Raw genomic sequence first — 12424 nt, 5'->3', positions numbered from 1 at the left:
GCTCCCCTAACGATCCATCAGGTCAGGGCCAGTCTGTCATGTCGCGCGGGAGCCGGAGCGCTGGTCAGGACAACCGTCGCACCGCGCCCGCGACCTCGGCCGCACCCTTGGCGCCCAGCACGATCGTGTAGTGGTTGGTGCCGGTCACGTCGGTCTCCGCGATGCCCGGGAAGGCCCGGGTGGCGGCGCCGGGCGCGATCATCCCTTCCGGCTGGTCGAACATGCCGCGCTCGGCCCGCAGGAAGACGGCCGGCACCGGCAGCGGCGCCGGGGCGACCGGGCGCCAGGCGTAGAGGTCGCGGGCGTCCGCCAGGGCCGCCTCCACCCGGCAGGCCGGCCGCCAGCCACCCTCGACCTCGACCAGGTCGTAGTCGGCATAGGCGGCCGCGGTCTCGGTCCAGTCGGCGAACGACGGGTGGGCCCGCCAGGTCGCCCGGTAGGCCTCGTGGTCCGGGAAGGTCAGCGTCAGCCGCCGGTAGGCCTGACCGATCGTCTCCGCGACGACAGCGGTGATCTCCTCCTCGGTCGGCTCGGCCGGCACACCCGGCAGCGGCGGCAGCGCCGGGCCGCCGTCGACCAGGACCAACCGATCGACCAGCATCGGGTACGCCCGGGCCAGTTCCACGACCGCCCAGCCGCCCATCGAGTGGCCGACCACTGTTGCCGTGCCGCCGTACGCCTGGATGACCGCGGCCAGGTCCTCGGCGTGCCGGGCCATCCCGTAGGGCCCCGGCAGGTCGCGGCTGTGTCCCCGGCCGCGCAGGTCGGGCGCGACGAACCGGTGGTCGGCGGCCAGGTCGGCACCGACCAGCGCCCAGGCCAGGTGGTGCGAGGTGATCCCGTGCGCGGCGACCACCAGCGGACCCTCGTCGCCCCACACCCCGACGGTCAGTTCGCCCCCGTCGACCGGGACGGTCTGCGTCCGGTAGCCCGTCACGCGGCGCCCACCAGGTCGAGCAGTTCGGCCACGAACTCGGCGGGCCGCTCGATGTGCGGCGAGTGCCCACATCCGGCGTAGACCACCTCGCGGTAGGCGCCGCCGGCCTGCGCGTAGCGGTCGAACACCGCCCGGGTCTGTCCGACCATCGGCTGCGGCGGGCTGGCCTCCGCGCCCGGCCAGCCCGGCACCACGCCGATCGAGCCGAGGTAGGACAGGTCGAAGAACGAGGTGTCCGAGACGATCGCGTCGCGGTCGCCGCGTACCCACGTGATGTGCGGTTTGGGGGTGACGGCGACCAGCGCGTCGGCGATCCGGAAGTTGTTGGGCGCCATGGTGTTGAGCACGCCCCGGTCGCCGGGCCCCACGCCGGGCCAGTGCGGGCTGGTCACCGAGGTGCCCGGGTAGTTGTCGTCGCCGATGGCCGTCGACAGCACGGTGTCGAGCAACAGTTCCTCGTCGGCGCCGAGCGAGGCCGGATCGGCGACGTAGGCCGTCCGCATGACGCTGCGCGGGCTGGTCGGCTCGTCGCCGCCACGGTCCTTGGCCCGCAGGCGGGCGACGAAGTCGGGGTTGGCCGTGCCCGCGCCGGTGCCCGCGAAGTCGTCGGTCGTGGGCGTGCCGACCAGGTCGCGGGTGCCGCCGAAGCCGTAGGGCGACAGCGGCGCCTCCAGCAGCAGGGCGTTGATCCGGTCGGGCCGGTCGACCAGCAGTTGCATGGCCACGCCGCAGCCCATCGAGTGCGCGACCACCAGGGGCCTGGCGCCGGCCGGGAACAACTCGGGGCGCTCCAGCAGGGCGGCCACGTCGTCGGCGAAGTCGCGCAGGCCGCGGGTGGCGTCGACGGGCGCCGCGTCGGTCGCGCCGTAACCGCGCAGGTCGGGCGCCACGATCCGCAGGTTGGGCGGCAGGTGGCCGAGCAGCGGGCGCCAGAAGTCGGCCGAGGAACAGTTGCCATGGATCATCAGCACCGGCGGGCCGTCGGCCGGGCCGGACACGAGAACGTTCTGCTCGATTCCGCGGGCGTGCACGCGCACCTGTTCCATGGCACCACATCCTGCCGCCGTCCTTCCGGGCCCGCTGTGTGGGCCGCCCACATAACGCGGCGGCGTTCGCTGTGCTCGATCTGTGCCTACCCGTGGGTAACCCGCACGGGTAGGCTTCGCCGCATGACGGCTACTCGGGCTGCCGGCGTGCCGGTCGTCGAAGACGGCGCGCTGGTCTCCACCAACCCGGCCACCGGCGAAGAGGTGGGCCGGTTCCCGGTCGCCGACGCCGACGACGTGGCGCGCGCCGTGGCCCGGGCCCGCGACGCGGCGCAGTGGTGGGTCGGGCTCGGCCACGCCGGCCGCAAGGCCCGGCTGCTGCGCTGGCGGGCGCTGCTCGCCCAGCGCGTCGAAGAGGTCGCCGCCCTGGTCAGCCGCGAGGGCGGCAAGCCGGTCGCCGAGGCCATCGTGGAGACCGCGGCCGCCATCGACCACATCGACTGGGCCGCCCGCAACGCCAAGCGGGTGCTCGGCCCGCGCCGGGTGCGCGGCCGGCTGACCCTCGCCGAGTTCTCGGCGCACCTCGAATACCAGCCGATGGGCGTGGTCGGCGTGATCGGGCCGTGGAACTACCCGGTGGTCACCCCGCTCGGCTCGGTCGCCTACGCGCTCGCGGCCGGCAACACGGTCGTGCTCAAGCCCAGCGAATACACCCCGGCCGTCGGCCAGTGGCTGGCCGACACGTTCGCCGAGATCGTGCCCGAGCAACCCGTCTTCCAGGTCGTGCAGGGCATGGGCGAGGTCGGCGCCGCGCTCTGCCACGCGGGCGTCGACAAGGTCGCCTTCACCGGTTCGACCGCCACGGGTAAGAAGGTGATGGCCACCTGCGCCGAGACGCTCACCCCGGTGCTGATCGAGGCCGGTGGCAAGGACGCGCTGATCGTCGACGACGACGCCGACATCGCCGCCGCGGCCGAAGCGTGCGTGTGGGGCGCGCTGACCAACGCTGGCCAGACCTGCCTGGCGATCGAGCGGGTCTACGCGGTCGCGCCGGTCTACGACGCGTTCGTCGACGAGGTGGTGCGCCGGGCGTCGGCGCTCAAGGTCGGCTACGGCGAGGGCTACGACATCGGCCCGATCACCATGCCCAAGCAGATCGACGTGATCCGCCGGCACATCGACGACGCGCTGACCCGCGGCGGTCGGGCGGTGCTGGGTGGCCGCGAAGCGGTCGAGCCACCCTACGTGCGGCCCACGATCCTGGTCGACGTGCCGGAAGAGTCGGCGGCCGTGCGCGAGGAGACGTTCGGCCCGACGCTGACCATCACCAAGGTCGCCGACCTCGACGAGGCCGTCCGGCTCACCAACGCCACCAGCTACGGGCTCGGAGCCGCGGTGTTCGGCAAGCGACGCGCGGTCGCGGCGGCCCGGCGGCTACGCACCGGCATGGCCTCGGTCAACTCGGTGATCACCTTCATCGGCATGTCGTCACTGCCGTTCGGCGGCGTCGGCGACTCCGGCTTCGGCCGCACCCACGGCGACGACGGGCTGCGCGAGTTCTCCCGCGCCAAGGCGATCACCACCCGGCGCGGGCCGTCGGCACTCAAGTCGACGACCTTCGAACGCACCCCGGCGCAGGTCGCCCGGATCACCAAGGCGATCAAGATGTTCTACGGCCGGCCGCGCCGCTAGCTTCGGGTGGCGTCCTGGATGATCAGCCGGGCGCCGCGGACCCGCCCGACGTTGACGGTGGTGTCGACGTAGTCGATCGCCAGCGCCACCGCGACCGCGCCGACCAGCAACTCGGCGCCGAGCAGGGCCAACGGCAACCAGGGCACGGCCAGGCCCAGGTGGCCCTGCACCACGAGGATGCCGCCGACCGCGGCCTGGGCGATCGCCAGCTTGCTGATCACGCTGTCAAAGCGGTCGGCCAGCGCCGCGAGCGCCTCGGTGCCGCCGTCGAGCCTCCCGAGGTCGAGCCCGGTCGCCGCGAGCAGGCCGTCGGCCTCGACCCGAGCCCGTTCGGCGCCGATCACCCCACCGAGCATCGCCGCGCCCGCGCCGGTCTCGCCGGCCCGGTCGGCCAGCGCGACCAGCCGGTCGCGGGCCGTTTCCAGCCAGGCCGCGTCGACCAGCCGGTGTAGCGCGCCGAAGGCGGCCGACAGCGCGCGCAGCCCGAGGCGGACCAGGCGGCCGCCGATGTTGTCGAGGAAGAGTTGCTTGCTGACCTTCTCCCAGGCTTCCTTCCACTGGGCCGGCGCCTTGCCGGCGATGTTCTTCAGCGGGCCGGCGACGACGTCGGCGGTGCCGGTGGCGATCGCGTCGAGGGTGGCGGCGAGTCTGGTGCGCAGGGCCGCGACGGCTTCGACGAGGTCGTGCGAGGCGACCCGTTCGGGCGTGGCCCGGTGCGGTGGTTCCGGGGCGGTGCGGCGCAGGCCGGCCAGGGCGGTGTCGAGGGGTTGCGGCGCCCGGGTGGCGCCGCTCGCCGCGAGGGCGACCTCGCTGAGCCGGAGTTGGCCGGCGACCGTCGCGAGCACGGCCTCCGGGTCGTCGGGCACCGCCGCGCGCCGGGTTTCCGCTCGGCCCAGTCCACTCTCGATCGCCGCGACCAGCCGCTCCTCGGCTTCGGCGTACCCCTGGCCTGCCGCTATCGCGGCTTGAAGATCACGACCAGCCTGGTGTACGTCTGCGAACTCGACGTCGTCCACGCGTACAGCCTGGCACCGGGCCTGGATCAGAACAATGTCAGTTCGTCGCGCTCGATGCCGCGCAGCTTGTCGTAGTCGACGACCACGCAGCGGATGCCGCGGTCTTCCGCGAGAACCCGGGCCTGCGGTTTGATCTCCTGTGCGGCGAAGATGCCGGCGACCGGTGCGAGCAGCGGGTCGCGGTTCATCAGTTCGAGGTAGCGGGTGAGCTGCTCGACGCCGTCGATCTCGCCGCGCCGCTTCACCTCGACGGCCACGCTCTTGCCGCCCGCGTCACGGCAGAGCAGGTCGACCGGGCCGATCGCGGTCATGTATTCGCGGCGGACCAGCGTGTAGCCCTCGCCGAACGTGGTCGGGTTGGCGGCCAGCAACTCCTGCAGGTGCGCTTCGACGCCGTCCTTGACGAGGCCCGGGTCGACGCCCAACTCGTACGACGTGTCCTGGAAGATCTCCTCGAGGGTGATCCGCAGTTCCTCGCCGGCCTTGTTGACCACCCGCCAGACCCCGGGCTCCTCTTTGATCCGGCACGGCGGGCTCATCCAGTTGAGCGGCTTGTAGGCCCGGTCGTCGGCATGCACCGAGACGGAGCCGTCGGCCTTGACCATCAGCAGCCTTGTGGCCGGGGGCAGGTGGGCCGAGAGCCGCCCGACGTAGTCGACGGAGCAGCGGGCGATGACGAGACGCACCGCACCACCCTATGCGGGTGGTGCGGTGGTGCCATGCTGAGGTCGTGCTGGAAGCCCTCACCGGCGCGGGCCTCGCGACCTCGGCCGGCCTCAACGCCTACATCCCGCTGCTCGCCATCGGGGTGCTGTCCCGCTTCACCGACGTCGTGCAGTTGCCGGCTGGCTGGGGTTGGCTCGGCAACGGCTGGGTGATGCTGATCCTCGCCGTGCTGCTCGCGATCGAGGTCGTCGCCGACAAGGTGCCGGTGCTCGACTCGGCCAACGACGTGGTGCAGACGCTGGTCCGCCCGACCGCGGGTGGTCTCGCGTTCGGCGCGGGCACCTCCTCTTCCACGACGGTTGCCGACCCGGGCAGCTTCTTCGGGTCACACCAGTGGGTGCCGGTCGCTGTCGGAGTGCTGCTCGCGCTGGGTGTGCACGCCGTCAAGGCGACCGCGCGGCCGGTGATCAACGTTGGCACGGCGGGCTTCGGTGCGCCGGTGGCCAGCACGCTGGAAGACCTCGCGAGCGTCGTGATGTCGGTGGTCGCGCTGCTGCTCCCGGTGCTGATCGTGGTGTTCCTGGTCGGACTGGTCGCGCTGTTCGTCTGGGCACTGCGGCGGCGGGGAGCCCGCAAACGGCGGCGCGCCGCGGTGTGACGGCGCGTCGCGCTCACCTCTCGCATTCCGGCGATAACGTAGCGTCATCGGCCAGGTGAGGGGGAACCGTGGCGAGCGTTGCCGAGGTCAAGGCCGCTATCGACGTCGCGATGGCGCATGTCCAGGAGGGCCAGGAGGCCGTACGGGCCGCCAACGACAAGCTCGACGCCGCGCGGGCCAGCCTCGCGGCGGCGGTCGACGGCAGCGCGCACGAGTCGGTGGCGGCGGCCCGGTCGGCGCTCGCACAGGCGGCCACGGAACTCGACGACTGCATGACCGCGACGCTGGGCGCGATGGAGCAGGCACAGACCTACGCCGCGGCGCTGTGAGCCTGCTGCACGCGCTGGCGTCCCGGGTGGAGACGGTGCGCACCGGCCTGCCGATGGCGGAGGTGTCGGTGGCTCGCGGCCGGCTGTCGTCGGCGACCGCGTTGCTGGCCGCGACGCTGGAGTCGTCGGCGGCCTCCACGGCGGCGCCCCTGCTGGCCTCGGCGACGTCGCATCTGGACGCGGCGGCCGGGGCGTTGTGGCGGGCCGGCGACGAGTTGGACCGCTACCTGGCGTCGGTCGGGCTGGTGTCCGATGCGGCCGCGGTGGTCGTGTCGGGATCGTGCCCGTGGGCGGATCGGGTCGACGTGTTGACCGGGCAGGTGGGTGCGGCGCGGCCGGCCGTCGTCGGTTCCCTGTCGGTCGACGCGGTGTTGGCCGCGGCGGTGCGCGCGGCAGCGGGCGGTTCGGCCGTCGCGCTGCGGCAGGCGTTGGTTTCGGCGCCGCCGGCGGTGGGGTGGGCGCTGGGCGCACGGGCCGCCGGGATGCTGGGGGTCGTCTCACCCGAGCTGGTCCGCCGGGGTGCCGCCGACCGGTTGGCGGCGTTGCTGCCCGGGCTGCCGGCGGCGGCCGGTTCGGCGCTCGTGTGCCGGGCGTTGCGGCTGCCGGCGCCATCGGTCCGCGCCCATGCCGCCGACGTCGCGGCGGTCGGGGTGGTGCTGGTCTCGGTGGTGTTCGGGCAGACGGGGCGGTCCTGAGGTGGGCGGCGCGCGGTCGCGCTTGGTGGCCGAGGTACGCGAGTCGCTGGCGCTGGCGCGCGGTCAGGCCCGGGCGGCGTCGGCGGCGGCGGAGTCCCGGCGGGCGGCGGCGCATGCTGTGCTGCGTGCGGTACGGGAAGCGCATCTGGCGTGCGTCAACGGGTTGGGCGCGCAGCGGGAGCAGGCCCGGCGGTCGATCGAGGCCTCGTTCGTCGCGTCGGCCCGCCGGTTGGCCGCATCGCTCGCGTCGTTCTCGCCCGACCACACCCTGGTCCGGCTCGGCACGGTGACCGCGCCCGGCTGCGACGTGGTCCTGCCGGCGCTGGTGCCGCTGCTCGACCGTGGGCATCTGTGGTTCACCGGCCCGCCGTCGGCCGTCGACGACGTGGTGCGCTCGGTGCTGGTGCGGGTGCTGTCGGCCGCCGCGCCGGGATCGGTGCGGTTGACCGTCTACGACCCGGAGCGGCTGGGCGGCACCCTCTCCGGGTTCGCGCCGCTGGGTGCCGCGTCACTGGTGCGGTTCGTCGGGCCCGGCTCGCTGGCGTCCATGATGGACGATCTGGTCGCGGAGATTCAGCGCCTCAACGCGCTGGTGCTGGCCGCCGGTCACACCTCGGTTTCCTCGCTGTCGCCGCGGCCGGCACCGTGGCAGGTCGTGGTCCTGCTGGCTGACGCGGCGACGGAGGCGGAGCTGACCCCGGCGGTGCGGGCGCAGCTCGACCGGGTGCTGCGGCTGGGGCCGCCCTGCGGGATCCACGTGGTGGGTCGCGGCCTGCCGGTGTCTTCGTCGGTGGCCTGTCCGGTCACGGTCGCCGCGGGAGTCGCCCGGTGTCCCGCGGTGGCCGACCTGCCGATCACGCTGGATCCGGCGCCGCCGGTCTCGTCGATCGCCGCGTCCTGCCGTGACATCGCGGCCGCTGCCGTGTCCGGCCCGCCGGCACCGTCTTTCGCTGATCTGCTGCCCGCGGCGCGCTGGACGGCCGCGGCCACGTCCGGTGTGTCGGCACCGGTGGGCACGCTGCTCGGTTCGTCGTCGCCGGTGTCGCTCTCGTTGGGTGACGACCCGCCCCACGCTCTCATCGGCGGCCCGTCGGGCTCGGGCAAGACCAACCTCATCTACGCCTGGCTGGGCGCCCTGTGCGCCCGCTACTCCCCCGACGAGCTGGCGCTGTATCTGCTGGATTTCAAGGAGGGCGTGTCGTTCGCGCGATTCGCACCGAGCCCGCGCGATCCGAGTTGGCTGCCGCACGTACGCCTGGTCGGCGTCAACATAAACAACGACCGCGAGTTCGGCCTGGCCCTCTTGCGGCACCTGGCCTCCGAGTTACGCCGCCGCGCGGCCGCGGCGAAGCGCTTCGACGCGACCAAGCTGTCGGAGCTGCGCGCCGAGGACCCTGGTTCGCGGTGGCCCCGCATCGTCGCCGTGATCGACGAGTTCCAGGTCCTGCTGACCGGCCGCGACGCGGTGACGACGGAGTCGGTGGCACTGCTCGAAGATTTGGCCCGCCGCGGCCGCTCCCAGGGCATCCACCTGGTGCTGGCATCGCAGGACGTGTCCGGCATCGAGGCGCTGTGGGGCCGGGCCGGCCTGGTGGCCCAGTTCACCCTGCGCGTGGCGCTGCCGAAGGCCCGCCGCATCCTGGCCGAGACCAACCTGGCGGCCGAGACGATCCCGCGCCACACCGCGGTGGTGAACGCCGACTCCGGCGTGACACCCGCCAACCAGGTGGTCCGCATCCCGGACGCCAGCGACCGCTCCCTGTGGCGCACTCTCCAGACAGAGCTGTGGCAGCGACGCCGGCCCGACGCTGCGTCCCCCCGCCTCTTCGACGGCGATGCCGTGCCGTCGCTGCCGGTGTCGCCGCCCGCGGGCCCGGAGCCGGTCGCGCTGCTGGGCGAAACGATCGACGTGGGTGCGCGGCCGGCGGTGTTCGCACTGACCCGCGTCCCCGGCCGCAACCTGGCCGTCCTGGGCACCCGCACCGCCGACGCCTGCGCCATCCTGACGGCGGCGGCGTTGTCTCTGGCCCCCGACGCGGTCCGACCATCCGCACCGCGGTTGAGCGTGGTGTGCCTTGACGACAGCGCGCTCGCGGACGCGAGCACCCTCTGTGCGGCGCTGCCCGGAGCGCGTTTCTTCGACCGCTCCACCGTGGCCGATCTTCTGGCGGAGCTTGATGCCGCGCTCGACGAGCGGGCCCCCGGCAGCGGGCCGCACGTGGTGGTCGGGTTCGCCTGGGACGCCCGCCCACCCGGCATCGACCTCAGGGCCGTGCTGAGCCGCGGCCCGGAGCACGGCATCCACCTGGTCGGCTGGTGGCGCACGGTGGCCCGGCTCCGTGACGACCTCGGCGGCCCCGGCGCCCGGACGGACCCGATCGGCGGCTGGGTGGCTCTCGACGTACACGGCCCTGACCTGTCGTCGCTGGCTCCCCAACCGGGCGGCCCCGCCTGGTATCCCCGCGAACGCCGAGCCCTCTTCTTCGACCGCGGCACCGACCGCGCCCCGCAGGTGATCGTTCCCTACGAGATCCCCGCCGACCGCCTCGCCGCGGGCCCGACCGCCCTGCCGGCACAGAGCCGCGGCGGCGGTCGAGTGGACGCCGAGTTCCTGGATGACCCACGGTGACCGACTACCGCGCCCTGATGGCGGACCTGGCCGGCACGGTGACCCGCCGGGCCACCGCCCTGGCGGCTGCCGAACGGGCCTACCACGAGGGCATGGCCGCCGCGGCGGCCGAACTCCGCCGCGCGGAGAAGGAAGCGGAGGAGTCTGACCGCCGAGCGGCCGCCGCCGCGTCCGCGGTGGTCGAGGTCGACCGCGAGGCCGAACGCCTCTGGTCCGACCTGCAACGCACCCGGGCCTGGCCAGGCCACCGACCCGGCACGGTCCCTGAACCGGCGCCGGCCACCGCCCAGCCGGCGCTGGACGTCGACGACGACGCCAGCACTGCCGTCCTCGCGCGCGTCGCGCACCAGATCCACGGCGGTCCACCGCGCATCGGTATCGGCCTGAGCGGAAAACTCCCCGTGCTGGTCCCCCCGCTCCTCCCCCTGCTCGGCGCCGCCACAAGCGCGATCACGGCGCTGGCGGCGAGCGCCCTGCTGGCCCTGGCGAACCTCGACCCACCCGGCGTCGGCTTCCTACGCCTGGTCGGCGGCCTGGCCTACTTCGCTTCCCCGTTCGCAGGGATCCCCGTCGCCGCGGGTTGGGCCCGCCGCCGCTGGGCGGCCCGCCTCGACACGGGAGCGGTAGCCCTTACCGTGCTGGGCGGTCTGTTCGCCTGGTGCGCGGTCATCATCACGCTTGCGTGACCCTTGCCTCAGGTCAGGGCGTTCGCGGCGCGGATGACGTCGACCAGGTCGTCGACGATCTGGGTCAGGGCGAAATCCTTCGGCGTGAAGACGCGGGCGACGCCGGCCGCGCGGAGCTTGTCGGCGTCGGGCGCCGGGATGATGCCGCCGACGACCACGGGCAGGTCGGAGCGCCCGGCCGCCCGCAGGCCATCGAGCACGGCCGGCACCGCGGCCAGGTGTGACCCCGAGAGGACGCTCAAGCCGACGAGATCGACGTCTTCCTCGACGGCCGCGGCCACGATCTCGTCCGGTGTCAGCCGGATGCCCTGGTAGATCACCTCGAATCCGGCATCGCGCGCGCGTACGGCGATCTGCTCGGCGCCGTTGGAGTGACCGTCGAGGCCGGGCTTGCCGACCAGCAGCCGCAGCCGGCCGCCGCCCAGGTCTGACGCCGTCTGCAGCACCCGCTCGCGCACGGCGGTGAGCGAATGGTCCGCGCTTGCCCCGCTCGTCGCCGACAGCCCGGTCGGTGCCCGATATTCGCCGAACACCTCACGCAGCGCGCCCGCCCATTCGCCGGTGGTGGCGCCCGCCCGCGCGCACGCGATCGTGGCCGCCATCAGGTTGCCGGTGCTGGCCGCGTCCTCCCGCAGCCGGTCGAGCGCGGCCTGGACGGCGGCCGGGTCGCGGGCCGCCCGCCACTCGCGGATCGCCGCCGTCGCGTCGGCCTCGACCCCCGGGTCGACCTGCTCGACATGGTCGGCGGCGGTCGTGGTCAGCGGCGAGGGCTCCGTGTCGACGTAGCGGTTGACCCCGACCACCACCTCGTCGCCCGCCTCGATCCGCCGGCGGCGCTCGGCCAGCGACGCGACCAAGGCCGTCTTGAGGTAGCCCGAGTCGACGGCCGCGACGACCCCGCCCAGCTCCAGGATCTGGTCGAGCTCCCGCCGGGCGCCCTCGACGATCGAACCCACCAGCGCCTCGACGACCGGTGAGCCGTCGAAGAGGTCCGGATAGTCGAGCAGATCGGACTCGAGGGCCAGCACCTGCTGCATGCGCAGCGACCACTGCTGGTCCCACGGGCGCGGCAGGCCGAGCGCCTCGTTCCAGGCCGGCAGTTGCACCGCCCGGGCGCGGGCGGAGCGCGACAACGTCACGCCGAGCATCTCCAGCACGATGCGCTGCACGTTGTTCTCCGGCTGGGCCTCGGTGAGGCCGAGGGAGTTGACCTGCACCCCGTAGCGCAGGCGTCGCTGTCTGGGATCTTCGATCCGGTATCTGCTCGCGGTGATCTCGTCCCACAGCCGCCCGAACGCGCGCATCTTCGCCATCTCCTCGACGAACCGCACGCCGGAGTTGACGAAGAACGACATCCGCGCGACGACGTCGCCCATCCGCTCGGCGGCCACCTGACCCGAGTCGCGCACCGAGTCGAGCACGGCCACCGCCGTCGCCAGGGCGAAGCCGACCTCCTGCACCGGCGTCGCGCCGGCCTCCTGCAGGTGGTAGGAGCAGACGTTGATCGGGTTCCACCGGGGCGCGTTTTCGACCGTCCACGCGATCATGTCGGTGGTCAGCCGCAGCGACGGGCCTGGCGGGAAGATGTGGGTGCCGCGCGACAGGTATTCCTTGACGATGTCGTTCTGGGTCGTGCCGGCCAACTCCCGGGCGGCGGCGCCCTGCTCCTCGGCCACGACGACGTAGAGCGACAGCAGCCACATCGCGGTCGCGTTGATGGTCATCGAGGTGTTGGCGGCGGCGAGCGGGATGCCGTCGAAGAGCGCCCGCATGTCGCCGACGTGCGAGATCGGCACGCCGACCCGGCCGACCTCGCCGGCCGCGAGTGGGTGGTCGGGGTCGTAGCCGGTCTGCGTCGGCAGGTCGAACGCCACCGACAGGCCGGTCTGGCCCTTGTCGAGATTGCGTCTGAACAGCGCGTTGGTCGCGGTTGCCGACGAGTGGCCCGCGTAGGTCCGCATCACCCAGGGGCGGTCGCGTTCCGGCAGGCGGCCCTCCATGGGCGCAGTCTAGGTGGCCTTTTCGATGGTTTTCGGGTGTTTGGTCGGGTCGGCTTCGCATAGAAGGAAGTCTGGCCCTCGCGCAATGGTCAAATGCGCTTGTCCACAGGCAGAAAAGTTATCCACAAGT

The 12424-nt window shown here is 73.3% G+C and carries 11 protein-coding genes; 6 read left to right on the top strand and 5 right to left on the bottom strand.

Going from position 1 to position 12424, the window contains the following annotated elements; genetic code table 11:
* Nucleotides 1-64 precede the first annotated feature (64 nt).
* On the bottom strand, nt 65-937 hold the full coding sequence (locus AB0J74_RS21500; protein WP_363450485.1) for an alpha/beta hydrolase: 873 nt from the start codon (nt 935-937) through the stop codon (nt 65-67).
* On the bottom strand, nt 934-1983 hold the full coding sequence (locus AB0J74_RS21495) for an alpha/beta fold hydrolase (protein ID WP_363450483.1): 1050 nt from the start codon (nt 1981-1983) through the stop codon (nt 934-936). The genes AB0J74_RS21500 and AB0J74_RS21495 overlap by 4 nt, the downstream gene beginning before the upstream one ends.
* A gap of 123 nt (nt 1984-2106) precedes the next feature.
* Here AB0J74_RS21495 and AB0J74_RS21490 point away from each other — a divergent pair, with 123 nt between their 5' ends.
* Complete coding sequence (locus AB0J74_RS21490) at nt 2107-3615, top strand: aldehyde dehydrogenase family protein (RefSeq protein WP_363450481.1); 1509 nt, start codon at nt 2107-2109, stop codon at nt 3613-3615.
* Here AB0J74_RS21490 and AB0J74_RS21485 read toward each other — a convergent pair.
* Both AB0J74_RS21485 and nucS read right to left on the bottom strand, forming a co-directional pair.
* Entirely contained in the window at nt 3612-4631 is a 1020-nt protein-coding gene (locus AB0J74_RS21485; protein ID WP_363450479.1) for a hypothetical protein, read from the bottom strand. The genes AB0J74_RS21490 and AB0J74_RS21485 overlap by 4 nt on opposite strands.
* Nucleotides 4632-4657: 26 nt before the next feature.
* Complete coding sequence (gene nucS, locus AB0J74_RS21480; protein WP_363450477.1) at nt 4658-5317, bottom strand: endonuclease NucS; 660 nt, start codon at nt 5315-5317, stop codon at nt 4658-4660.
* Between the two features lie 44 nt (nt 5318-5361).
* Here nucS and AB0J74_RS21475 point away from each other — a divergent pair, with 44 nt between their 5' ends.
* The 5 genes from AB0J74_RS21475 (at nt 5362) to AB0J74_RS21455 (ending at nt 10294) form a co-directional block, all read left to right on the top strand.
* A complete protein-coding gene (locus tag AB0J74_RS21475) occupies nt 5362-5955 on the top strand; it encodes a DUF4126 domain-containing protein (RefSeq protein WP_363450475.1) in 594 nt (197 codons plus the stop codon).
* A gap of 68 nt (nt 5956-6023) precedes the next feature.
* On the top strand, nt 6024-6284 hold the full coding sequence (locus tag AB0J74_RS21470) for a hypothetical protein (protein ID WP_360145653.1): 261 nt from the start codon (nt 6024-6026) through the stop codon (nt 6282-6284).
* Nucleotides 6281-6979, top strand: a complete 699-nt coding sequence (locus AB0J74_RS21465; protein WP_363450473.1) for a hypothetical protein — start codon at nt 6281-6283, stop codon at nt 6977-6979. Before AB0J74_RS21470 ends, AB0J74_RS21465 begins: the two co-directional genes overlap by 4 nt.
* A 1-nt stretch (nt 6980) precedes the next feature.
* Entirely contained in the window at nt 6981-9608 is a 2628-nt protein-coding gene (locus AB0J74_RS21460) for an FtsK/SpoIIIE domain-containing protein (protein ID WP_363450471.1), read from the top strand.
* Nucleotides 9605-10294: a hypothetical protein gene (locus tag AB0J74_RS21455; protein WP_363450469.1), complete on the top strand. Its 690-nt coding sequence runs from the start codon at nt 9605-9607 to the stop codon at nt 10292-10294. The genes AB0J74_RS21460 and AB0J74_RS21455 overlap by 4 nt, the downstream gene beginning before the upstream one ends.
* 8 nt (nt 10295-10302) lie before the next feature.
* Here AB0J74_RS21455 and AB0J74_RS21450 read toward each other — a convergent pair whose 3' ends face one another.
* On the bottom strand, nt 10303-12294 hold the full coding sequence (locus AB0J74_RS21450) for a protein meaA (RefSeq protein ID WP_363450467.1): 1992 nt from the start codon (nt 12292-12294) through the stop codon (nt 10303-10305).
* Nucleotides 12295-12424 lie beyond the last annotated feature (130 nt).

Source organism: Asanoa sp. NPDC049573 (assembly GCF_040676615.1).
Classification (GTDB): domain Bacteria; phylum Actinomycetota; class Actinomycetes; order Mycobacteriales; family Micromonosporaceae; genus Asanoa.
The sequence above is the reverse complement of the archived record's forward strand: the minus strand, read 5'-3'. Positions and strand labels throughout refer to the sequence as shown.